The organism is Brucella pseudogrignonensis (genome assembly GCF_031454375.1).
GTDB lineage: Bacteria > Pseudomonadota > Alphaproteobacteria > Rhizobiales > Rhizobiaceae > Brucella > Brucella pseudogrignonensis_A.
The window spans coordinates 403,607-425,318 of sequence record NZ_JAVDQT010000003.1; the positions used below are offsets into that span (position 1 = coordinate 403,607).

Genomic DNA, 21,712 nt, shown 5'->3' on the forward strand with positions numbered 1-21,712 from the left:
TTCTCGGGAGGAGAAACGCATGAAGTACGACTATATCATTGTTGGCGGCGGTCCTGCCGGTTGCGTTCTCGCCAATCGTCTGAGCAAAGATGCAGCGATCAAAGTGCTGCTGCTGGAAGCAGGCGGAAGCGACTGGAATCCGCTGTTTCACATGCCTGCCGGTTTTGCAAAGATGACCAAGGGTGTAGCGAGTTGGGGCTGGGAAACCGTTCCGCAGAAGCACCTCAAAAATCGTGTGTTGCGCTATACGCAGGCAAAAGTCATTGGCGGCGGCTCCAGCATCAATGCGCAGATTTATACACGCGGCAATGCAGCCGATTATGATCTATGGGCTACTGAGGACGGCTGCACCGGTTGGGACTATCGCCATGTGTTGCCCTATTTCAAACGCGCTGAAGACAATCAGCGTTTCAATGATGATTTTCACTCCTATGGCGGGCCGCTTGGCGTTTCGATGCCTTCCGCACCATTGCCGATTTGCGACGCCTATATACGCGCGGGTCAAGAACTCGGCATTCCGTATAACCCGGATTTCAATGGCCGTGAGCAGGCAGGCGTCGGCTTTTATCAGCTCACCCAGCGCAATCGCCGCCGCTCCTCTGCATCCCTTGCCTATCTCGCGACGATCAGGGATCGCAAGAACCTTACTGTGCGGATGAATGCGCCGGTGCGCAGTATCGATCTGGAAAAGACCCTAGTCACCGGCGTTACACTGATGAACGGCGAGGTTTTGCGCGCAAACCGTGAGGTGATTGTCTCGTCCGGCGCTATTGGCTCACCGAAGCTTCTGCTACAATCGGGTATCGGCCCTGCTGACCATCTTAAAAAGGCTGGCGTTAATGTGAAGCATGATCTGCCGGGTGTGGGTGAGAACATGCAGGATCACCTCGATCTGTTTGTTATTGCCGAATGCACAGGCGATCACACCTATGATGGCGTGGCAAAGTTGCATCGGACGCTGGGCGCTGGCCTGCAATATATCTTTCTGCGCTCTGGCCCGGTGGCGTCCAGCCTCTTTGAAACCGGCGGCTTCTGGTATGCTGATCCGGATGCCCGCTCACCGGATATTCAGTTTCATCTGGGGCTTGGTTCGGGCATTGAAGCTGGCGTCGAGAAGCTCAAGAATGCAGGGGTGACGCTTAATTCTGCTTATCTGCATCCGCGCTCGCGTGGAACCGTGCGGCTGGCTTCCAATGATCCGGCTGCAGCACCCCTGATTGATCCGAATTACTGGAGTGATCCGCATGATCGCAAGATGTCGCTTGAAGGCCTGAAGATCGCGCGCGAAATTATGCAGCAAGACGCACTAAAGCCCTATGTCATGGCGGAGCGTCTGCCGGGGCTAAAGGTCGTCAGTGATGATGATCTGTTCGATTATGCCTGCGCCAATGCCAAGACCGATCATCATCCGGTCGGAACCTGCAGGATGGGGACGGATGCGATGGCCGTTGTCGATCTGGAACTCAAAGTGCGCGGCCTTGAAGGTCTGCGGGTTTGTGACAGCTCAATCATGCCGCGCGTTCCCTCGTGCAACACCAATGCGCCGACCATCATGGTCGGCGAAAAGGGTGCGGATATTATTCGCGGTCTCGACCCGCTACCGCCTGTTGTATTTTCATGGGAGAAAAACGAACACAAGCGGCGCGCGCGGGGTTAATCTTCGTTCACCTCAAAACGCAGATAACCCGCGATGCCGGAGCCTTTGTAGTTCGGATTGTCGGACGGGTGGTTCACGCCGTCATTGACCGGAATGATCTTGAAGTCGAAAGGTGAGACGCCTTCGAGACAGGCGACATTCACGCCAAACTGATGCGGGCTGGATCGGCGCTGGTGGAACGTATAAATTCCGCATTTCGAGCAGAAATAATGCTTGGCCGCACCCGTATTGAATGTGTAGAGCGTCAGCGCATCTTCGCCTTCCAGAACTTCTACGCCATTAAGATCTGCGGAAACAGCGACTGCACCGCGCATTCGGCAATAAGAACACGTGCAGCGGCGCGCCGTGTGAAGCCCATCGGATAGTTTGACGCGAAAGCGCACGGTTCCGCAGTGGCAGGCACCATTGGCAGTTTGAATATCAAGATTCATTTGTAACTCCTCTTTCGCCAGAATCTTATTTCGCTCTTTCCGGCTTTACCATTGGAAAAACTCAACTAAAGTCTCACTCACAAGATTTTGGGAGGGGTTGAATGAGTGGATTTGCGGTCGTCACAGGCGGTAGCACCGGTATCGGCCGACATTTGGTTCTGGCGTTCGCAGAGGCCGGATATGCTGTTGCTTTCAGCTTCAAAGGTGATGAAGAGCCGTCAAACACACTTATGGAAGAGGTGGAGGCACAAGGCGGTCAGGCGCTTGGGATCGAGTGCGATGTTGGTTCCGCTGCCGAAGTGGATGAGTTTTTTGATGAGGTTTGCAGCTGGTATGGCGATGCGCCGGACGTTCTCATCAACAATGCCGGTGTTCAGGCCTGGGCACCTTTGCTGGAGCTTTCCGAAGATGATTGGGACGATGTTATTCGTACCAATATGAAGGGCTGTTTCCTGAATACACAAGCGGCAGCCAGACGCATGGTTGATGTCGGTAAAGCTGGTTCGATCATCAATATTGGCTCGGGCTGCAATAAGCTCGCCTTTCCCAATCTGGTTTCTTATACGGCCTCAAAAGGTGGGATTGAACAATTCACCAAAGTTTCGGCGGTAGAACTTGGACCCAAGGGCATCAGGGTCAATTGTGTCGCGCCGGGCGCTATTCTCAACGAGCGCACGATGCAAGAACAGCCAGATTATGCGGCAAGCTGGAGCCGGATTACCCCATTGCGCCGCGTCGGTTCTGCCGAGGATATTTCAGGGCCGGTGCTGTTTCTGGCATCGGATGCCGCCCGCTTCGTGACAGGGCAGACACTCTGGGTTGATGGCGGGGTATTCTCGCAAGCCAGCTGGCCCGTCTGAGCATCGCGGTATATAACATCATAAAATTGATAGTGCTTTGTTTCAGGTAAAGCAGGCTCAACAAGGAATGAATTACATGAATCCTGTCTGGAAAAAATGGATTATCAGTCTTGTTTTCGGCGTGATAATTGCTCGCTTTGGCTCGTCTCTTTTAGTGCCAGCAGTATTTTCTCAGTTTGGTGGAGCAGGATCAGATTCAGGTAATGTTGACGCGATCATTGTCATCAGCTTGCTGGTTCAATTGCTTATAATTGCCGTGGTAACGACTTTTCTGTCACGCCTATCAGATACCAGACAGCGCATTGGCTGGGGCTGTTTCATACTCGGAATTGTTGTTCTCGGTGGTCTTCTCGCGACGCTTTTCGTTTCAGATATTAGTATTTTTGACATTATGCAGTCGGGTACCGAAGTACGGAATGATGAGATGACTGCGTTCATCTTCTGGCTGATGGTGCTGGTGTTGCCGTTTGCCGTCGGCGGGCTCGTTCTAACAATTCTGGGTTGGTTTCTGATTTCAAGAAACCGCCAAAAGAAGATCATCTGACGAGGCACTTTACCAGTGTGGGGTGCCCTCTGGTCTGATGGTGATCCCGACTGGATTCGAACCAGTGGCCTCAAGATTAGGAATCTTGCGCTCTATCCTACTGAGCTACGGGACCAGCACTATCAAAGCCCTGCTTGCGCTGAGCATTTTCCGACACATACTGTTTTTCGTGGCTTTCGCCAACCCCGCAAAAAGCGGGGCAGGCGCATTTATTTGCATATTGCTTTTCAGGCGGCGAGGGCGGTTTCAATCACCGACACAAAATAGCTCACGCCATAAGGAATGGCTTCGTCGTTGAAGTCGTAGGCTGGATGATGCAGGCCAGGTGTATCGCCATTGCCAAGGAAGATATAAGCGCCCGGGCGCGCTTCCAGCATGTAGGAAAAATCCTCCGCGGCCATCATCGGAGCTACATCGGTTTTCACCTTGCCTTCGCCAGCGACATTTTTTGCAACGCGGGCTGCAAAATCGGTCTGGTTATCATGGTTATAGGTGACCGGATAATTGTTCTTGTAGCGAACGGTGATTTCCGCACCCGTTACAGCTGCGATACCAGCCGCTGCATCGCGAATGCGCTTTTCGGCATAGGCGCGCGTTTCTTTGCTTAGCGTGCGCACTGTGCCCGAAAGCTTGGCAGTTTCCGGAATGACGTTATAGGCTTCGCCAGCGTTGAATTTTGTGACTGAAATCACAAGCGAATCTAGCGGATCGATATTGCGTGAAACAATGCTTTGAATAGCGATATGCAGTTGTGAACCAGCAAGGATCGGATCAATTGTGCGGTGTGGCTGCGCTGCGTGACCACCACGTCCTTTGATCGACAGATCGAACTCGTCGGTTGCTGCCATGATCGGGCCTTTGCACATGGCAAATTGGCCGACCGGCAAGCTTGGAAGATTATGGACGCCATAGACTTCCGTAATCGCGAAACGGTCCATCACGCCGTCCTGAACCATGGCAAGCGCACCTGCGCCACCTTCTTCGGCTGGCTGGAAAAGCAGAACCGCAGAGCCGCGGAAATTGCGGGTTTCAGCGAGATATTGTGCAGCACCCAAAAGCATTGCCGTATGACCGTCATGGCCGCAGGAATGTGCTTTGCCCGGATTCTGGGAGGCCCATTCGACACCGCTGGTCTCGTTAATCGGCAGCGCATCCATATCGGCGCGCAGACCGATGGCTGGACCATCACCGTGACGACCTTTGATGACGGCGACAACGCCGCTGCGACCAACGCCGGTTTCGACCAGATCACAACCAAAAGACTTCAGCTTTTCTTCGACAAATCGTGCCGTGTCGTGAACATCATAAAGCAGTTCAGGGTTTTGATGCAGATGACGGCGCCATGCGGCGATCTCCGCTTGGGTTTCGACGACACGATTAAGCACTGGCATTTCGAAAATATCCTGAGATTTTTTATGTACAGAAGTTGTCAGGATATGACGTTTCGGTGAAAGCGGGCAATCCCTATTTGCCTTTTGATTGCCACATGGCATAGATAACAGAAAGTAAATTCTCCTTTTTCATTGATGTATTCGCAAGCGGTTATCGTTCTTGCTGATTGGAACTACGAATGATCTCGAAGTCGTTGAAAATCCTTTGTGCAGCCGCGGCTCTTTCAGCCCTGACTTTGTCGAGCGCTCTGGCGAACCCATCAATTGCTGTCGATGTGGCCACCGGTAAGGTTTATTCGGCTCAGGATCCATTCCAGCGCTGGTATCCGGCGTCGCTTACCAAGATGATGACGGCTTATGTCACGTTTCGGGCGCTCCAGTCGGGACAGTTGACGCTTGAGTCACCGGTCAAGATGACCGTCAATGCTTCCAAAGAGCCGCCGAGCAAGATGGGCTATCGCCCGGGTTCGGTGTTGACGCTTGATAACGCGCTGAAAATCATGCTGGTCAAGTCAGCCAATGACGTGTCGGTTGCCGTTGCGGAAGCAGTTGGCGGCAGTGAGGCTGCTTTCGTCAAGCGTATGAATGCCGAAGCGCAGCGTATCGGCATGAGCGGATCGCGTTTCGCCAATCCAAACGGTCTGCATGATCCGAACAATTATTCGACCGCGCATGATCTGGCGGTGCTTGGTGTGCAGCTGCGTCGTGAGTTCCCGCAATATGCGCATTATTTTAATACCGAAGCGATTGACGCGGGCGACGGTAAGAAGCCACAGGCCAATTACAACATTCTGCTGGGTCGTTTTGACGGCGCGGACGGTATGAAAACCGGCTTCGTTTGTGCGTCTGGCTTTAATCTGGCCAGTTCCGCAACCCGTCAGGGCCGGACAATTCTGGCTATAGTTCTGGGCGCTGATCGTCAGGAAAACCGTGCGGTGCAGGCAGCTCAGCTGATGACCGACGCTTTCCGCTCTAATGGTGCGGGCGTGCCGACGCTTGGGACGATGGTGCCACCTGCAAGCAGCGCAGTTAATCAGGCAGTGGATATGCGCAAGGCCATTTGCAGCCAGCAGGCCATGGCTGATCGCTGGGATGGTCGCGATGTCGAAGGACGTTTGCAGCTCAATTCGCCTTATATTCACGCGATGACCCGCGAGCCTGTGCCGGTTCAGGTCGGACTTGTTTCAGCACCACCAGCGAAGATCACACGCGTTGGACAGCTCGATATTTCGCAGGTTCCAGTGCCGATGCCACGTCCGCAGCGCACATCCGCTTCAATCAATTAAGATAGTACCATGCCGCATCCAATTCCTGTTTCCGTGCTGACCGGCTTTCTTGGTTCGGGCAAGACCACGTTGCTAAATCGCTTGCTCAAAGACCCGGCGCTTACTGATACTGCTGTGATCATCAATGAATTTGGTGAAGTCAGCATCGATCATCTGCTGGTTGAAGAAGCGAGCGAAGGCGTGATCGAGCTTGCCGATGGTTGCCTCTGCTGCACCGTGCGCGGCGAGTTGGTGGATACGCTGGCTGATCTGATTGACCGTCTTCAGACGGGAAAGATCAAGGCATTGAAGCGGGTGATTATCGAGACGACCGGCCTTGCCGATCCGGCACCCGTGCTGCATTCGATCATGGGGCATCCGGTTCTGATGCAGGCTTTCCGTCTGGATGGTGTGCTCGCGACCGTTGACGCCGTCAATGGCATGGCGACGCTTGATAATCACGAGGAAGCCGTCAAGCAGGCGGCAATGGCTGATCGTATCGTCATCACCAAAGCCGATATGCCGGAAGCGCAGGCAGCGCTTGGAGCGCTCAAAGCGCGGCTGAAGCTGCTTAATCCGGGTGCGGATATTCTGGAGGCGTCGGACACGCGCACGGGCTATGCGGCTCTGTTTGAATGCGGGCTTTATAATCCTGAGACCAAGACGGCAGATGTGCAGCATTGGCTGAACGCTGAAGCCTATGAAGATGATCATCATCACGATCATTCGCACCATTCTGACCACGGCCACGACCATGTTTGCGGCCCTGATTGTGATCATGAACATCACCACCACCATCATCATCACGATGATGCGATCCGCTCATTCTCGCTGCGTCATAAGGAGCCGATTCCGTTCTCGACGTTCGAAATGTTTCTCGATCTGCTGCGTTCGACCCATGGCGAGAAGCTGCTGCGCGTGAAAGGCATTGTGCAGATTGCCGAAGACCCGGAACGTCCGCTGGTCATTCATGGTGTGCAGAAGATTTTCCATCCGCCCGCGCGCCTGCCAAAATGGCCAAAGGACGAGCATGAAACGCTTTTGGTGATGATCGTTAAGGATTTGCCGGAAGCCTATGTGCGTGAGCTTTTCGACGCATTTCTTGGCAAGGCAGGGATTGATCGTCCAGACCGGGCCGCGATGATGGATAATCCGCTGGCAATTCCCGGATTTCCTACCCGTTAATTATTTTTTCTGAATGAGAAAACGGTGAAGGTTTTCATGGCGCTCTTGCGAAAGCAGAGCGTGGCCTTCCTGCGCGCAGAAATGTGGAAGGTCAATGCCTGACAAAGGGTCGGTTGCTTCCACCCAGAGACGCGCGCCAGCTGCCATGTTTTGCAAGCGATTGCGCGTCTTTAAAACAGGAAGAGGGCATTTAAGCCCTCTCAGATCATAGACCGGAACATCTTCACCCATTGCGGATTAGTTTCCGCCGAGCTTCCACCATGCCTTTTTCTTTTCAGGCGCTGGTGCTGCCACAGTTTCTGCAACGGTGTTTGCCGTGGTCATAGGCGCTGCAATGGCTGGGTTCTGCTGCGGAACAGGAACAGAAGCTGTCTGTGTTGCATCAACGACCGCTGGTGTTGCTGCAATTGCTGTGGCTGGCTGCACCGAGATCGGTGTTGCCGCAGGCGCAATATCCGGGGCATTTGGCGTTTCAGCCGATGAAGGCGAAAGCGATGGTGGTTCACGCGTTACTTTTTCGCCGCGTGCACGTGCGGCACTCCATGCGGAGACGAGCTTCGCTTCGGTTATGCCCTGAATGGATGGTGCAGGCTTCTTTTGTGCGGCACTAAAGGCTGACTGGAACGTCTTTTCATACGATGTCGTATAGGCCATCGATTCAGCATTGGCCGAAGGCGGGCAGGCATCGGTTGCGGAAAGCGGCTGGCCATCCGGTGTCGGTACGTTGAAGACATAACGCTTTTCGCAGACGTCAACTTTTGGCGGCACCTTGGTCGCTTCAAAAGTGTCATAGCCTTGCTTAAGCATTTTCCAGAACGAGTAATTCGGGTCGCTCTTATAACGCGCCATGTTGGCTGCAGTCATACGGAACGGGAAGGCCTGAATCTGGAAGTCACGCTGTCCGCCTTTGAAAGCATCGCGGCCAAAGGCATAAATCTCGCTCACGCTCTCATCGGTCATCGAATAGCAGCCCGACGACGAACAAGCGCCATGGACCATCAGATTCTGGCCGGTGCGGTTGTGCGCGCGGTCATAGGCGTTCGGGAAACCAATGTTGAAAGCAAGGTGATATTGCGAATTTGGGTTCATCTGGCCGGGGCGAACATTATAGAAGCCCTCTGGTGCCTGACGATCACCCTCTACGAATTTCGGACCAAGTTTACCGGACCATTTGCAAATTTCATAAGATGCAATCTGATCGTATTTGCCGTTATTCTTCTGCTTCCAGACTTCGAGGACGCCTTCTTCCTTGAAAATACGAACCATGACAGGCGAAGTGCGCGTCATGCCCTTCGACTTCATCTTGGCGACCATTTTCTCGGAAAGTGGCTTTTCAGCCCGAAGGCTGAGATCGGAAACGGACGAACCCTGACAACCCGCAAGCAGAGCGGAGGCCATGAGAGTTGCAAAAAGTGCGGTTCTGATCTTCATATCGCATCAAGCCTGTTTCGAAATCTGAATTTTCAGTATTCGTTTATTAACAACAAAACCTTTCGGTATCGTTGATAATTCCTTGCTCAAATACCTAAAAAACAGCGTGTCCGCAATATGGCGGAAATGGCGGCATGATGCAAATCCGGCGCAGTTTGAGCTGCGCCGGGGTGAAATTCTGTATTTTATAGTAAACTGAAGCTTAATTCGGTCCCGGTGAAACGAGGGTCGATAAGATTATGCTTCAGTAAAAGACTTTAGAATAAGTTCTAAAGATTACGGCCGATGGCCAAGAACTTCTGGCGACGTTCCTGCTTCAGCGTCTCACCATCGACATCTTTCATCGAACGCAGCGAAGCGGTGATGATGTCACCAGCTGCAGCAATCGTCGATTCCTTACCGCGATGGGCGCCGCCGAGCGGTTCAGGAATGATGCCGTCGATGACCTTGAGGTCGAACAGATCCTGCGCGGTAATGCGCATGTTGGAGGCTGCATCCTTGGCGCGCGTTGAATCGTGCCAGAGGATCGAGGCCGCACCTTCCGGCGAAATCACCGAATAGATTGAATGTTCGAGCATATAGACGCGGTTTGCGACAGCAATCGCGATTGCGCCGCCGGAACCGCCTTCACCGATGATGATCGAAATAACAGGCACGCGCAGCTTGAGGCATTCAGCGGTCGAACGTGCAATGGCTTCTGCCTGACCGCGTTCTTCAGCGCTCACGCCCGGATAAGCACCGGCGGTATCGACAAACGTGATCAGCGGCAGCTGGAAACGGTCGGCCATTTCCATGATGCGGACGGCTTTGCGGTAGCCTTCAGGACGGGCCGAGCCGAAATTGTGCTTGAGGCGCGTCTTGGTGTCCGAGCCTTTTTCCTGACCGAGAATGGCAACGGCCTGACCATTGAAGCGGGCAAAGCCGCCCTGAATGGCTTCGTCATTGGCGAACTGGCGATCACCGGCCAAAGGTGTGAACTCGGTGAAAAGCGTGTTGATATATTCAAGGCAGTGCGGACGATCCGGGTGGCGGGCGATCTGTGCCTTCTGCCAAGGGGTCAGCTTGCGATAAATATCCTTGAGCGCATCGGCCGAGCGTTTCTCGAGACGGCTGATCTCGTCGCTCATCTCAACACTGCCTTGTTCCTGAGCGAGTTTTTTCAGCTCAAGGATCTGGCCTTCAAGGTCTGCGACGGGTTTTTCAAAATCGAGATAGTTATACATCGGGCCTGACTATTGTGCGTTTCCAGAGATGTTGGCCATAAAACACCCCAGATAACGGCTGTTTTACGACGCCTTACATATTTACTTCGAGCGCATCTTGCAAATTTTTCTGAAATTCTCTTAAACGCCGCGCGCTTAATCGGCAAGCGGATGATGTTCACTTACCAGCTTATGCAGTCTTTCTTCCAGTACATGCGTATAAATTTGCGTGGTCGAAATGTCGGAATGACCAAGCAATTGCTGCACAGTTCTTAAGTCTGCACCATTTTGCAAAAGATGGCTGGCAAAGGCGTGGCGCAGTACATGCGGAGAGATGGACGCGCTTGAAAGCCCGGCACGTGCTGCCAAAATTTTAAGTTCACGGCCAAAAACCTGTCGCGCCAGATGCCCGGTTTCAGAGAAGGCGGGAAACAGCCACGGATTATCATCGCTGCCGGGTAAGGCATCGCGGACCACGATAAAGGCTTGCAGCGCTTCGCGCGCTTTTGGCGACAAAGGCACCATGCGGTCCTTTGAGCCTTTGCCGCGTACAATCAGAAAGCGATGGTCCGTTCGTGCGACACTTACAGGAAGGCCAACAAGTTCTGAGACACGCAAGCCCGTTGCATAAAGCGTTTCGAGAAGGGCATGGAGACGCAAAGCCTTGAAATGCTCGGCTGGCTCCGTTGCTTCCTGTGCTTCCAGCGCTGCGCGGTCGAGAAGGCGACCTACATTTTCGACGCTCATGATTTTTGGTAGTGGCTTCTGCTTTTTTGGCGCATCGATCACACTGGTCGGATCGTCCTGCCGAAAGCCTTCCGCATAGAGAAAGCGATAAAATTGTCTGAGTGCAGACAGGCGCCGCGCTTGTGACGTAGCCGCGAAACCTTCATCGGCCATGCTATCGAGAACACGACGGATATCGTCGGTCTTTGCCTCAGCGAGATTGATGCTGCGCGCTGTGAGCATATCGGCTGCTGCTTCCAGATCGCGCTGATAGGATTCCAGCGTATTATGCGCTGCGCCGCGTTCCGCACTCATCATTTCAAGAAAATTTTCAATCGCGAGTGATGCGCGCATGTCTATTCCTGATTATCCGTGTTGTCTTCCACAACTGGCTCTGGCTGTGGTGGCGCAATGACGGTCTGCTTCAACTTCGACGACGGAATCTCGGTGGTGATTTCATGGGTGGTGGGCTTCACAAAACTGGCGAGCGAGAACATTGCGCCATAGATTATGGCAGCAATCACAGCGAGCAGAAGAAGAATGCGCGTCAGCGTGGGCATGCGTTGTTTATGCTCGGCTATTAAGACGAAAGCAAGGAGCGTCCGAACTTGGCGCTAAAAAGCCGTATTTGGTTCGGTTTTGTCGATGAAAGGATTGACGGCGCACGGTTTTTCATATGGAACCGGAGGAAATGGATGAGGCCAATGAGCAGTACAACAAAACAAACAGATATTAACGAGAAGGCGGACATTGTTCGTCAGCTTCTTGGCGCGAAAGTGGTTGTTCTTGTTGGGCTGATGGGTGCAGGCAAATCGACGGTTGGCCGCAAAGTGGCAACCATGCTCAATTTGCCGTTTAAGGATGCAGATAACGAGATCGAGTCTGCGGCCCGCATGACGATCCCTGAACTGTTCGATGCCTATGGCGAGGCAGAGTTTCGTGATCTAGAACGCCGTGTGATCCTGCGTCTGCTTGAAGATGGTCCGATGGTTCTTGCCACTGGTGGTGGCGCATATATGAACGCCGAAACCCGCGAAGCTATCGCCGCAAACGGTGTTTCGATCTGGCTCAACGCGGAGCTGGATGTCTTAATGGATCGCGTTTCGCGCCGTCAAAATCGTCCGCTTCTCAAGAATGATGATCCGCGCGGCGTGATGCAGCGACTGATGGATGTGCGCTATCCGGTTTATGCGCTGGCTGATGTGCATGCCATGACACGCGACGACAAAAAAGAAGTGATTGCCGGAGAGCTGATCGATGTTCTGATCGCGCATCTGGACAAGAATCAGGTTTAAAGCCTCTGGGAGAATGCAATGAGTGCCGACAATGTGACAGTTCCGGTTTCGCTGGGAGACCGGTCTTATGAAATCCTGATCGGCAAAGGATTGGTTGCACGCGCTGGCGAAGAAGTTGCGAAGCGTCTTCCGGGCATTCGCGTGGCAATCGTCACCGACGAAAATATCGCCAAAGCGCATCTTGAAGCACTCACAGAGAGTTTTGCGCGCGCAGGCATCGAATCAACGCCGGTTATCGTTGCTCCGGGCGAAAAGTCGAAATCGTTTTCCGTGCTCGAAACTGTCACCAATGCCGTGCTTGCAGCGCGTCTTGAGCGTGGTGACGCAGTTGTGGCCTTTGGTGGCGGCGTGGTCGGTGATCTCTCCGGTTTTGTTGCAGGCATTGTGCGTCGCGGCATGAACTTCGTGCAGATGCCGACCTCTCTGCTGGCGCAGGTGGATTCGTCCGTTGGTGGCAAGACCGGCATCAACACTCAATATGGCAAGAATCTCGTTGGCGTTTTCTATCAGCCGCAGCTGGTGCTGGCGGATACGGATGTGCTCGACACGTTAAGCCCGCGCGAATTTCGTGCAGGCTATGCCGAAGTCGCGAAATACGGCCTGATTGATCGCCCGGATTTCTTCGCATGGCTTGAGAAAAACTGGGAAGCGGTTTTTGCAGGCGGTGCAGAACGTACGCAAGCCATTGCTGAATCATGCCGCTCGAAGGCCGCAGTTGTCGCACGCGATGAGCATGAAAATGGTGATCGTGCGCTGCTTAATCTTGGTCATACATTTGGCCATGCGCTGGAAACAGCGACAGGATATGATTCAAGCCGTCTGGTGCATGGCGAAGGCGTTGCCATCGGTATGGCACTAGCACATCGTTTTTCGGTGAAGATGAACCTTTGCGGTATTGAAGACGCTGAACGCGTCGAGGCGCATCTGAAGACTGTTGGTCTGCCGACGTCGCTAAAAGATGTGCCGGGTGGTTTGCCGGACGCTGAAAAGCTGATGGATTACATCGCACAGGACAAGAAGGTCTCGCGCGGTGCGCTGACCTTCATTCTGACACGCGGTATTGGTCAGTCATTCATTGCCAAGGACGTACCTCCGGCGGCAGTGCTTGAGTTTCTTAAAGAACGACTGATCGCCTGATGGCCGTTCCCGCAAATAAGCAGGAACTGCTTGCGGCGATCGAAACCAATTATGCGCGACTGGTGCTTGATCTGGGTCGGGTGTCGCCTGAAAAATCCGCGCTCAAAACCATGGATGGCCATGCCAAAGGCACGCTGATGAGCGTGCATGATTTGGTTGCCTATCTGGTTGGCTGGAACGAGCTGGTGCTCAAATGGTGCACGCGCAGGGATCAGGGGCTTTCCGTTGATTTCCCGGAAACGGGTTTTAAATGGAATGAACTGGGCAAGCTCGCGGCCAAGTTTTACCATGATTATGAAGATATGCCGTTTGCCGATCTTCTGACGCGGTTTGAAACTGCGAAAAATGCGCTGGTCGCATTGATTACGGAGCGCACTGACGCAGAGCTTTATGGTGTTGAGTGGTATGAGAAATATACGCTCGGGCGCATGATTCAGTTCAATACGTCCTCGCCCTATGCCAATGCGCGGGGACGTCTGCGCAAATGGCTTAAGGCTTAGAGATAGAAAGATCAGCGGCGGGTTGGTTCGCCGGGTGCCGAAGGTTCCAGCGCCAGCGCGTGAACACCGGTATTGAGTTCATCTTTCAGCAGATCGTTTATCGCACGATGACGCGCTATGCGGCTTAAGCCTGTGAAAGCATCGGACACGATGCGCACGCGAAAATGTGTTTCGCCGGTGCCGTCATAGACCTCATGTTCGCCACGATCTTCGTGATGATGGCCGGCATGGAGATGGCTTTCATTGATGATTTCAAGCTTTTCGGGGGCAAACGCTGCTTGCAGTTTTGCTTCCATCGAAGATTGTTTGCTATTGTGAATGGACATTTGGGCCAGTTCTCCCCATATAGACGCTGTGCTTCATATAGACGTCGCCCCGGCGACAATCGGTGGGGCAAATCCGCACAGGAATTGGTATCTGCATAAAATTTTCGCCCTGACCTCGTGGCCAAAACCATTCAGGACGAAAAGTCAATTCTTGTTTCGTCACTCTTATTCCGCATAATCCGATTCGATGACAACGAACTCAAAATTTTTCGACAGCATCCGCATCCGTCCCAAGAAGGAAGCGGAAAAGAAGTCCAGTGGTCCCTGCTGCCAATGGGATGGTTGCGATAAGCCTGGTACGCATCGTGCCCCGGTTGGGCGTGAGCGCGAGGGTGAGTATCTGCGTTTCTGCGTGGATCATGTCCGCGAATATAATAAGAATTTCAATTATTTCTCTGGTCTCAATGACAGCGATATTTCGAAATTCCAAAAGGATGCGATCACCGGCAACCGTCCGACATGGTCGACGACCTCTAATCCGACAGGATCCACACGCACGTCGCCCGATATGGCAAAGCGGCGTTCGGGTTCTGCTGCCTATCAGAACCGTATGCGTGATCCGTTTGGCTTCGTGAAGGATGCCAAAAACAACACCGGTACTGCCAAGGCTGTGCAGCGCAAACCGCGCACTTTGGAAGTAAAGGCACTTGGAACACTCGGTCTTGATGCAAATTCAACTAGCGATATGATTAAGTCTCGCTATAAAGAACTTGTGAAGCAACACCATCCCGATGCAAATGGTGGTGACCGCGGGTCTGAAGAAAGATTTCGCGAGGTCATTCAGGCTTATCAATTGCTCAAGACGGCAGGTTTTTGCTAAAGCCTGTTTGGGCTTTATGAGCCGAGTATCAGGGCATTCTTTGCCCTGACGGACATTCATCTACTGCGCTTTTGTGCAGATGCGATTACGGATGCCCGCAACTGAACTCAAGGGGCGCCATCCGGCTCGCCGGAAATCGGCCTCCTGATTGAATTTGAATGTCGCGGCAGGACAGTTCCTGTCGCTCTGGAGGCATGATGAACAAGGTTGAGCGGGATATAGCCAATTTGCCGGATACTACGGTTTCGGTACGCGAAGTGTTCGGGATCGATTCCGACATGCGTGTGCCAGCCTATGCGGCAGGCGATTCCTATGTGCCGGAAATAGACCCGGATTATATTTTTGACCGCACCACGACGCTCGCGATCCTCGCAGGATTTGCCTATAATCGTCGCGTGATGGTTTCCGGTTATCATGGTACGGGTAAATCGACCCATATCGAACAGGTCGCAGCCCGCCTCAACTGGCCTTGTGTCCGTATCAATCTCGACAGCCATGTCAGCCGTATCGATCTCGTCGGTAAGGATGCAATTGTCGTCAAGGACGGCATGCAGGTTACTGAATTCAAAGATGGCATTCTGCCCTGGGCCTATCAGCACAATGTTGCGCTGGTTTTCGACGAATATGATGCGGGTCGTCCGGACGTCATGTTCGTGATCCAGCGCGTTCTGGAAACCTCTGGCCGTCTGACGCTTCTCGACCAGAGCCGTGTGATCCGTCCGCATCCAGCGTTCCGCATGTTTGCAACTGCAAACACCGTTGGCCTCGGCGACACGACTGGTCTTTATCACGGCACGCAGCAGATCAATCAGGCACAGATGGACCGCTGGTCGATCGTGACGACGCTGAATTATCTGCCGCACGACAATGAAGTGAACATCATCCTCGCCAAGTCCAAGCATTACCAGAATGCTGAAGGCCGTGAGATCGTTAACAAGATGGTTCGCGTTGCCGACATGACCCGTCAGGCCTTTATCAATGGCGATCTTTCGACCGTGATGAGCCCGCGTACTGTCATTACCTGGTCTGAAAATGCCGCGATCTTTAATGATGTCGGCTTTGCATTCCGCCTGACCTTCCTCAACAAGTGTGATGAACTTGAACGCCAGACTGTGGCTGAGTTCTATCAGCGCGCTTTCGGTGAGGAACTTCCAGAATCGGCTGCCAATATCGTTTTGGCATAAGACTGGATGATGCTCGTCGCCCATAATGGGCGACGATGCTCTGTATGAAGTCAGGATAGGCAGATGTCGGGCCAGAAGTCAGGAATTGGCGATAATTCGCGCGAGCGCAAAAACGGACCAGTGGATTCTGAGCCGTTCAAGCGGGCGATGACTGTTACAATGCGCGCCATTTCCGGTGAGAACGAACTGGAAGTGGCTTTCAGCAATGATCGCCCAGCGCTGACTGGCAACCGTGCCCGCCTGCCTGATCTGCCAAAGCGCCCGACTGCCCATGATGTTGCCGTCACACGCGGCCTTGGCGATTCCATGGCGCTGCGTCAGGCGCGCCATAATGCCCGTATTCACGCAAGCCTTGCGCCAGAAGGCAAACAGGCGCGCGCGATCTACGATGCGGTTGAGCAGGCGCGTGTCGAATCCATCGGTGCGCGCGCCATGGCAGGTGTTGCCGAAAACCTTTCGGTGATGCTGGCTGATAAATATGCCCGCGCCAATTTTTCCGCAGTGACTGACAAAGAAGATGCGCCGCTCGAAGAAGCTGTGTCGCTTCTCTTGCGCGAAAAACTGACCGGACGCAAAGCGCCCGCTGAAGCTGGTCCTGTGCTTGATCTCTGGCGCGAATGGATTGAGCAGAAGGCTGGTCCTGAACTCGCACTTCTTGGCGAAAATCTCGAAGATCAGCAGGCTTTCGCGCGCACCGTGCGCGACATGCTGGCCTCGATGGATATGGCTGAGGAGCTTTCGCAGGAAGAGCAGAGCGACGAGCAGGACGAAGACAACGAGCAGACGCCGGAGCAGGACGAAAACGAAGAAGGCGGCGAGGAAAATCAGGAAGGTTCTGATTCCGCTGAAAGCGACGAATCGGATAATTCCAGTGAAGAAGGCGAACAGGGCGAAATGGAAGCCACAGACGCCTCTTCCGATGATCTTGACGATAGCGAGGATGTCGACGCGGAAACGCCGGGCGACACACGCCGTCAGAACCAGCCTTTCGCCAATTTCGCCGAGCATGTCGATTACAACGTGTTCACGCATGAGTTTGATGAAGAAGTTGAGGCCACCGATCTTTGTGACGAGGCCGAACTTGCGCGTCTGCGCGGTTTTCTCGACAAGCAACTGGCCAATCTGCAAGGCGTTGTTGGCAGGCTTGCCAACCGTTTGCAGCGCCGTCTGATGGCGCAGCAGAACCGCTCATGGGACTTTGATCTGGAAGAGGGGTATCTCGATAGTGCACGTCTGGTGCGTATCGTGATCGACCCGACGCAGCCGCTTTCCTACAAGATGGAGCGCGATACCGATTTCCGCGATACGGTTGTGACGCTGGTGATCGACAATTCCGGCTCGATGCGTGGGCGTCCAATTACGGTTGCAGCGACCTGCGCCGATATTCTGGCGCGCACGCTGGAGCGTTGCGGTGTGAAGGTCGAAATTTTGGGCTTTACAACTAAGGCTTGGAAGGGTGGGCAGTCACGCGAAGCATGGCTTGGTCGTGGTAAGCCATCCAATCCGGGTCGCCTGAATGATCTGCGTCATATCGTTTATAAGCGCGCAGATGCACCGTGGCGCCGTGCACGCAACAATCTTGGCCTGATGATGCGCGAAGGCCTGCTCAAGGAGAACATCGACGGTGAGGCGCTGATCTGGGCGCATCAGCGCTTATTGGCACGTCCTGAACAGCGCAAGATCATGATGATGATTTCTGACGGTGCGCCGGTAGATGATTCCACGCTTTCGGTTAATCCGGGCAATTATCTGGAACGTCATTTGCGTGCGGTGATCGAAGAGATCGAAACCCGCTCGCCGGTTGAGCTGATCGCTATTGGTATCGGCCATGACGTCACGCGCTATTATCAGCGTGCTGTGACGATTGTGGATGCCGAAGAGCTGGCTGGTGCGATGACCGAGCAGCTCGCTTCCCTGTTTGAAGAACAGGGTGCAGGTGGGGCAGGGCGAGGACGCCGCCGCGCTGGCAGGTGATATTGGTTAAAGATAATGAAGGGGCTGGAGTAGCCCCTTTTTATTATCTTCTTACGCTTGCTGGCGGGTTGCTGCCAACACGATTTCACGAATGCAGACGCCCTGTGGCTGGTCATAAGCATAGACGATAGCGCGTGCTACGTCGTCGGCTGCCAGCACAGGCGCACCCATGCTCTTCTTCCAATCCTCATAGCCTGCCTTGATGCTTGCATCATTGGTGTGGCTGAGAAGTTCGGTTTCAACAGCTCCCGGCGCAATCGTCACAACACGCACGTCATGCGGGGATAGTTCTTCACGCAGGTTCTCGGAAAGGCCGTGCACCGCAAATTTCGTGGCTGTGTAGGCAACGTGATTGGCGAATGTCTTGCGACCAGCCACCGAGCTTATGTTGATTATAGTGCCGTGCTTGCGTTCGACCATACCAGCGGAGACGGCATGAATGCCATTGAGCAAGCCCTTGACGTTCACGTCCAGCATCTTGTCCCATTCGTCCGGATTTTGCTTTGTTGCGTCACCCAGCAGCATGACACCCGCATTGTTGACGATTACATCGGCAGGGCCAAATTTCGCTTCGGCTTCGTGAACGGCGGCCAAAAGAGCTTTGCGGTCGGTAACGTCGACAGATTTGCACAATGTGTTTGGTAGATTGAGCTTTTCCATCGCATCAAGGCGACGTGCCAGCAGCAGCAATGGATGACCACGAGCAGCAAACATCTTCGCTGTGGCAACGCCAATACCTGAACTCGCGCCGGTAATGATGACGAGCGGCAGCTTTCCCTTATTATCGGACATCTAATAAATCTCTATCTAAATATAAATATCTTCAGAAAAGCACAAAAGACGAGGGCGAAATAAATCCGCACAGCCTTTGCTAATTATAAACAATATAGAAACCGAGTCCGATAAATAAATTCGGGATGGTTAATCATCCATATTATCGGAGCGCGGTATATAGAGTTTACCGCGCCCAGAGGAAACTGAATTTTATTCAGATAAATGGATTGTGATTGAAGATCTATTTCGCACGATCCGGCGCATAAAGCGCTGGGGCGAAAACCGCCAGAATTGCACCGTAAGGCACCAGCATCAGCGTTCCCATTACAACCTTCACAAAGAAGTCACCGATAGCCAGCGAAGCCCAGAGAGGCATTCCAAGACCAAGGAAAGCGGCGGGATCGGTCAGCGATGAGTCCGGCAGGCCAGTTATGGCGTCAAGCCATGCAAATTGTGCAGCGAAGGCAATGGAGAAGAACAGCAGCGTATCGACAATCGAGCCGAACATTGCTGCCGCGAAGGGAGCTTTCCACCATGTCTTCTTGCGCAGGCTATTGAAGACCGTAATGTCCATCAATTGCGCAATCAGAAATGCTGAGCCAGACGCAATGGCGATACGCGGCGTTGCCAGCCAGATCGACATGAAAACACCAAGGACAAAACCCGCATAGACGACTTTACGCGCGGCCGCAGGGCCAAAGCGACGGTTTGTCAGGTCATTGACAAGGAAGGCAAATGGATAGGTAAAGGCGCCGTAGGTTAGCATTTCGCCGAGGCCAAAATGCTCAAATGGATATTGCACAAAGATATTGGAAGCGGCGACAGCCGCGCACATGCACAATATGGCCGGCAAAAGCCGGGACAAAGCAGGGCTTGTATTCAACATTTTTTTATCCTGGGTGATGTCACCAGTAAAAAAGGCTGACGCGAGTCAGCCTTTTTTGTCAAAACTTAAAAAGCTGATTGCTTATGCAGCAACTTCAGCCTGCTTCTTCGCGATCTGACGCTTCAGCAGGCGAGCGCGCTGCGAAAGTTCTTTGTCGTCTGACTTTGCGAGGAAAGCGTCGAGGCCACCGCGATGCTCAACCGAACGCAGAGCAGAAGCGGAAACGCGAAGACGGTAGCTCTGGCCGAGAACTTCGGACATAAGCGTAACATTGCAGAGGTTCGGCAGGAAGCGGCGACGCGTACGGTTGTTCGCGTGGCTGACATTGTTGCCGTACTGGACCGAGGTGCCGGTCAATTCACAAGCGCGGGACATTTTGGTCTCACCTTCAAATTTTTGTTTCTCAGGCCCCGACTCGAATGTCCGAATTCAACGCAATCATAGCACTATTTCTGCTGCTGGCGCGCGATCTCGGACAGGCGGCCTATTGGGAAAGTCGCGTTTCTATAGTGAGACTAGCGATTACAGTCAAGATAGATTCCGTCAGCATGACCTAAAGGCGCGCAATTCCGGCAGTTTTCAGCCCAGACCACGCAATCCGATCATAACTTTGCCAGCTTTTTCTGTTCGACACAGCATATCAATTAGAAATCTGGCGCAGATTTTGAGTTATTGATACTCGAAAGCTTAAAAGCAAGACACAGCATCTGTCGAAAAAGAGAATCGGTTACAGGTGTAGTTCATGGGTCGAGTGGCCGGGCATCATTCTTGTGAGAGGATTGATGCGACGCTGATAAGACGAAAGGAAAGTCTGGCATGATCATGCAATCGTATTTCCAGCAACCGGTTAATAAGCGGGTCGTCAAGCGAAGACTTGCATTTCTTACCGGACTGACGATTGCGACTGTGTCGATGATGAGTTCCGCGAAAGCTGATGATCTCTATCGGACTGAATACGATATTTCCATGTTTGCGCTTTCTATTGCGCGCTCTGCGATTGAGACGGTCGTTAAAGGTGCCAATTATGGCGTGAATGGCCGTTTTAAAACCTCTGGTATCGCTCGCATTTTTGATGATACCGACGGTACTGTTTATGTGGGCGGCAGTTCGACCCAGAGCAAGGTGACGCCCTCTGCCTTTGATCTCGCTTATAAGCATGGGCGAAAGAACAAGAGCACGAAGATACGTTTTTCAGGCGGTAATGTCACAGCGTCAGAAAACGTGCCGCCGGTCAAAAAGCGCGATCCGTGGGTAGAGATAACCCCAAAAGACTTTATCAATGTCAGCGATCCGCTTAGCGCGCTGATGATTCCGACCAAAGACCCGAAGGCAGTTTGTAATCGGACGCTCAGAGTTTTTGATGGCCAGACCCGCGCTGACATAATTTTGAGTTTTAACGGCACCGAATCCTTCACCACCAAAGGTTTTACGGGCGAGTCTGTTATCTGTTCGGCGAAGTTTGTGCCGCTTGCCGGGTATCAGAAGGGCAAGAAGGCCATCGATTACCTCGCCAATCGCAGCAAGATCACGATCTCATTTGCTTCGCTTGGCAATTCAGGCATCTATGCGCCGGTGGTGGCGCGTATCGGCACACAGCTTGGAACACTGAAAATCGAAGCGACGCGATTCGAAAAAATTCAGTAAGCGTCTTTATTCTCAATGTTTCGGATGCAGGCATTCGTCATGATTGCCAAGAATTTCGATAACCCGGCACTGATCGATACGGCCGTGTGCCGTGCAGTCCAGCATCCTTAACAACTCGGTTTTCAATGACATCAGCTTTGCTATGCGATGCTCAACATCGATCAAACGTGCGCGCGCAATAGAATCAGCCGCAGAGCAGGACTGATCGGGATTGTCCTGAAGGTCCAAAAGTGTACGGATTGCATCGACTTCAAAGCCCAGATCACGCGCATGGCGGATGAAAAGCAGTCGCTGAATATCTGCATTGTCGTAAAGGCGGCGATTGCCTTCCGTGCGTGGCGGCACGGGCAAAAGCCCGATTTGCTCGTAATAACGGATAGTTGGCACTTTTACACCACTGGCTTTAGACGCCTCGCCAATCGGAACATTTGTAATCATTTTTTCACTTGCTCCTCTAGTCGCTAGAGGATGTAGACCTTG

Annotated in this window: 25 protein-coding genes and 1 tRNA gene; 13 read left to right on the plus strand and 13 right to left on the minus strand. The window is 53.1% G+C overall.

Annotation, left to right across the window (positions count from 1 at the left end; genetic code table 11):
* The first annotated feature begins 19 nt into the window (after positions 1-19).
* On the plus strand, positions 20-1,657 hold the full coding sequence (locus J2782_RS12740) for a GMC family oxidoreductase (protein ID WP_310013084.1): 1,638 nt from the start codon (positions 20-22) through the stop codon (positions 1,655-1,657).
* On the opposite strand, the gene J2782_RS12745 is transcribed toward J2782_RS12740, so the two are convergent.
* Entirely contained in the window at positions 1,654-2,088 is a 435-nt protein-coding gene (locus tag J2782_RS12745) for a GFA family protein (RefSeq protein ID WP_310013087.1), read from the minus strand. The two genes, J2782_RS12740 and J2782_RS12745, sit on opposite strands and share 4 nt — an antisense overlap.
* 101 nt (positions 2,089-2,189) lie before the next feature.
* Here J2782_RS12745 and J2782_RS12750 point away from each other — a divergent pair, with 101 nt between their 5' ends.
* Positions 2,190-2,948 (plus strand): SDR family NAD(P)-dependent oxidoreductase, encoded by a 759-nt coding sequence (locus J2782_RS12750; RefSeq protein ID WP_310013090.1) that lies wholly within the window; start codon positions 2,190-2,192, stop codon positions 2,946-2,948.
* 37 nt (positions 2,949-2,985) lie between these two features.
* Positions 2,986-3,492, plus strand: coding sequence for a hypothetical protein (locus J2782_RS12755; RefSeq protein WP_310013094.1), 507 nt, complete (start codon positions 2,986-2,988; stop codon positions 3,490-3,492).
* 38 nt (positions 3,493-3,530) lie between these two features.
* On the opposite strand, the gene J2782_RS12760 is transcribed toward J2782_RS12755, so the two are convergent.
* Positions 3,531-3,607: transfer RNA gene (locus J2782_RS12760), tRNA-Arg, on the minus strand.
* 112 nt (positions 3,608-3,719) lie between these two features.
* The gene (locus J2782_RS12765) at positions 3,720-4,883 is read right to left on the minus strand and encodes a M20 aminoacylase family protein (RefSeq protein ID WP_310013096.1); all 1,164 of its coding nucleotides are present in this window, start codon (positions 4,881-4,883) and stop codon (positions 3,720-3,722) included.
* Between the two features lie 179 nt (positions 4,884-5,062).
* On the opposite strand from J2782_RS12765, the gene J2782_RS12770 reads away from it, so the two are divergent.
* Positions 5,063-6,169: a D-alanyl-D-alanine carboxypeptidase family protein gene (locus tag J2782_RS12770; RefSeq protein ID WP_310013099.1), complete on the plus strand. Its 1,107-nt coding sequence runs from the start codon at positions 5,063-5,065 to the stop codon at positions 6,167-6,169.
* A gap of 9 nt (positions 6,170-6,178) precedes the next feature.
* Positions 6,179-7,333 (plus strand): CobW family GTP-binding protein, encoded by a 1,155-nt coding sequence (locus J2782_RS12775; RefSeq protein ID WP_310013101.1) that lies wholly within the window; start codon positions 6,179-6,181, stop codon positions 7,331-7,333.
* Here the strand turns inward: J2782_RS12775 and J2782_RS12780 are convergent, their stop codons facing one another.
* From J2782_RS12780 to J2782_RS12800, 5 genes are all read right to left on the minus strand, one after another.
* Positions 7,334-7,564, minus strand: a complete 231-nt coding sequence (locus J2782_RS12780; RefSeq protein ID WP_404989632.1) for a sulfurtransferase TusA family protein — start codon at positions 7,562-7,564, stop codon at positions 7,334-7,336. It abuts the gene before it with no gap.
* 6 nt (positions 7,565-7,570) lie between these two features.
* Complete coding sequence (locus J2782_RS12785; protein ID WP_310013102.1) at positions 7,571-8,764, minus strand: hypothetical protein; 1,194 nt, start codon at positions 8,762-8,764, stop codon at positions 7,571-7,573.
* A gap of 269 nt (positions 8,765-9,033) precedes the next feature.
* Positions 9,034-9,987 (minus strand): acetyl-CoA carboxylase carboxyltransferase subunit alpha, encoded by a 954-nt coding sequence (locus J2782_RS12790; RefSeq protein ID WP_250041438.1) that lies wholly within the window; start codon positions 9,985-9,987, stop codon positions 9,034-9,036.
* A 135-nt stretch (positions 9,988-10,122) separates the two neighbouring features.
* Positions 10,123-11,046 (minus strand): site-specific tyrosine recombinase XerD, encoded by a 924-nt coding sequence (gene xerD / locus J2782_RS12795; protein ID WP_310013105.1) that lies wholly within the window; start codon positions 11,044-11,046, stop codon positions 10,123-10,125.
* A gap of 2 nt (positions 11,047-11,048) precedes the next feature.
* Complete coding sequence (locus tag J2782_RS12800; protein WP_310013107.1) at positions 11,049-11,252, minus strand: recombinase; 204 nt, start codon at positions 11,250-11,252, stop codon at positions 11,049-11,051.
* 144 nt (positions 11,253-11,396) lie between these two features.
* Here J2782_RS12800 and J2782_RS12805 point away from each other — a divergent pair, with 144 nt between their 5' ends.
* The 3 genes from J2782_RS12805 to J2782_RS12815 are packed head-to-tail and all read left to right on the plus strand — an operon-like array spanning position 11,397 to position 13,624.
* A complete protein-coding gene (locus tag J2782_RS12805) occupies positions 11,397-11,987 on the plus strand; it encodes a shikimate kinase (protein WP_250041443.1) in 591 nt (196 codons plus the stop codon).
* 18 nt (positions 11,988-12,005) lie between these two features.
* Positions 12,006-13,124: a 3-dehydroquinate synthase gene (gene aroB / locus J2782_RS12810; protein WP_310013111.1), complete on the plus strand. Its 1,119-nt coding sequence runs from the start codon at positions 12,006-12,008 to the stop codon at positions 13,122-13,124.
* On the plus strand, positions 13,124-13,624 hold the full coding sequence (locus J2782_RS12815; protein WP_310013113.1) for a ClbS/DfsB family four-helix bundle protein: 501 nt from the start codon (positions 13,124-13,126) through the stop codon (positions 13,622-13,624). The genes aroB and J2782_RS12815 overlap by 1 nt, the downstream gene beginning before the upstream one ends.
* Before the next feature lie 11 nt (positions 13,625-13,635).
* Here the strand turns inward: J2782_RS12815 and J2782_RS12820 are convergent, their stop codons facing one another.
* Entirely contained in the window at positions 13,636-13,950 is a 315-nt protein-coding gene (locus tag J2782_RS12820; protein WP_310013115.1) for a BolA family protein, read from the minus strand.
* A gap of 187 nt (positions 13,951-14,137) precedes the next feature.
* Between J2782_RS12820 and J2782_RS12825 the strand changes: the two genes are divergently transcribed.
* The 3 genes from J2782_RS12825 to cobT all read left to right on the plus strand — a co-directional run bounded on the left by J2782_RS12825 (position 14,138) and on the right by cobT (position 17,928).
* On the plus strand, positions 14,138-14,770 hold the full coding sequence (locus J2782_RS12825) for a J domain-containing protein (protein WP_310013117.1): 633 nt from the start codon (positions 14,138-14,140) through the stop codon (positions 14,768-14,770).
* Positions 14,771-14,967: 197 nt separating this feature from the next.
* On the plus strand, positions 14,968-15,954 hold the full coding sequence (gene cobS, locus J2782_RS12830) for a cobaltochelatase subunit CobS (protein WP_250041668.1): 987 nt from the start codon (positions 14,968-14,970) through the stop codon (positions 15,952-15,954).
* A gap of 63 nt (positions 15,955-16,017) precedes the next feature.
* A complete protein-coding gene (gene cobT / locus J2782_RS12835) occupies positions 16,018-17,928 on the plus strand; it encodes a cobaltochelatase subunit CobT (RefSeq protein WP_310013119.1) in 1,911 nt (636 codons plus the stop codon).
* Between the two features lie 51 nt (positions 17,929-17,979).
* Here the strand turns inward: cobT and J2782_RS12840 are convergent, their stop codons facing one another.
* The 3 genes from J2782_RS12840 to rpmB all read right to left on the minus strand — a co-directional run bounded on the left by J2782_RS12840 (position 17,980) and on the right by rpmB (position 19,963).
* Entirely contained in the window at positions 17,980-18,720 is a 741-nt protein-coding gene (locus tag J2782_RS12840; RefSeq protein WP_310013123.1) for an SDR family oxidoreductase, read from the minus strand.
* Between the two features lie 223 nt (positions 18,721-18,943).
* Positions 18,944-19,588, minus strand: a complete 645-nt coding sequence (locus J2782_RS12845) for a queuosine precursor transporter (protein ID WP_310013125.1) — start codon at positions 19,586-19,588, stop codon at positions 18,944-18,946.
* 81 nt (positions 19,589-19,669) lie between these two features.
* Positions 19,670-19,963, minus strand: coding sequence for a 50S ribosomal protein L28 (rpmB, locus tag J2782_RS12850; RefSeq protein WP_094578447.1), 294 nt, complete (start codon positions 19,961-19,963; stop codon positions 19,670-19,672).
* Between the two features lie 44 nt (positions 19,964-20,007).
* Between rpmB and J2782_RS12855 the strand changes: the two genes are divergently transcribed.
* Positions 20,008-20,145: a hypothetical protein gene (locus J2782_RS12855; protein WP_310013126.1), complete on the plus strand. Its 138-nt coding sequence runs from the start codon at positions 20,008-20,010 to the stop codon at positions 20,143-20,145.
* Positions 20,146-20,410: 265 nt separating this feature from the next.
* Positions 20,411-21,232 (plus strand): DUF3108 domain-containing protein, encoded by an 822-nt coding sequence (locus J2782_RS12860; RefSeq protein ID WP_404989639.1) that lies wholly within the window; start codon positions 20,411-20,413, stop codon positions 21,230-21,232.
* A gap of 12 nt (positions 21,233-21,244) precedes the next feature.
* Here J2782_RS12860 and J2782_RS12865 read toward each other — a convergent pair whose 3' ends face one another.
* Positions 21,245-21,667, minus strand: a complete 423-nt coding sequence (locus J2782_RS12865; protein ID WP_310013350.1) for a MerR family transcriptional regulator — start codon at positions 21,665-21,667, stop codon at positions 21,245-21,247.
* Between the last annotated feature and the right edge of the window lie 45 nt (positions 21,668-21,712).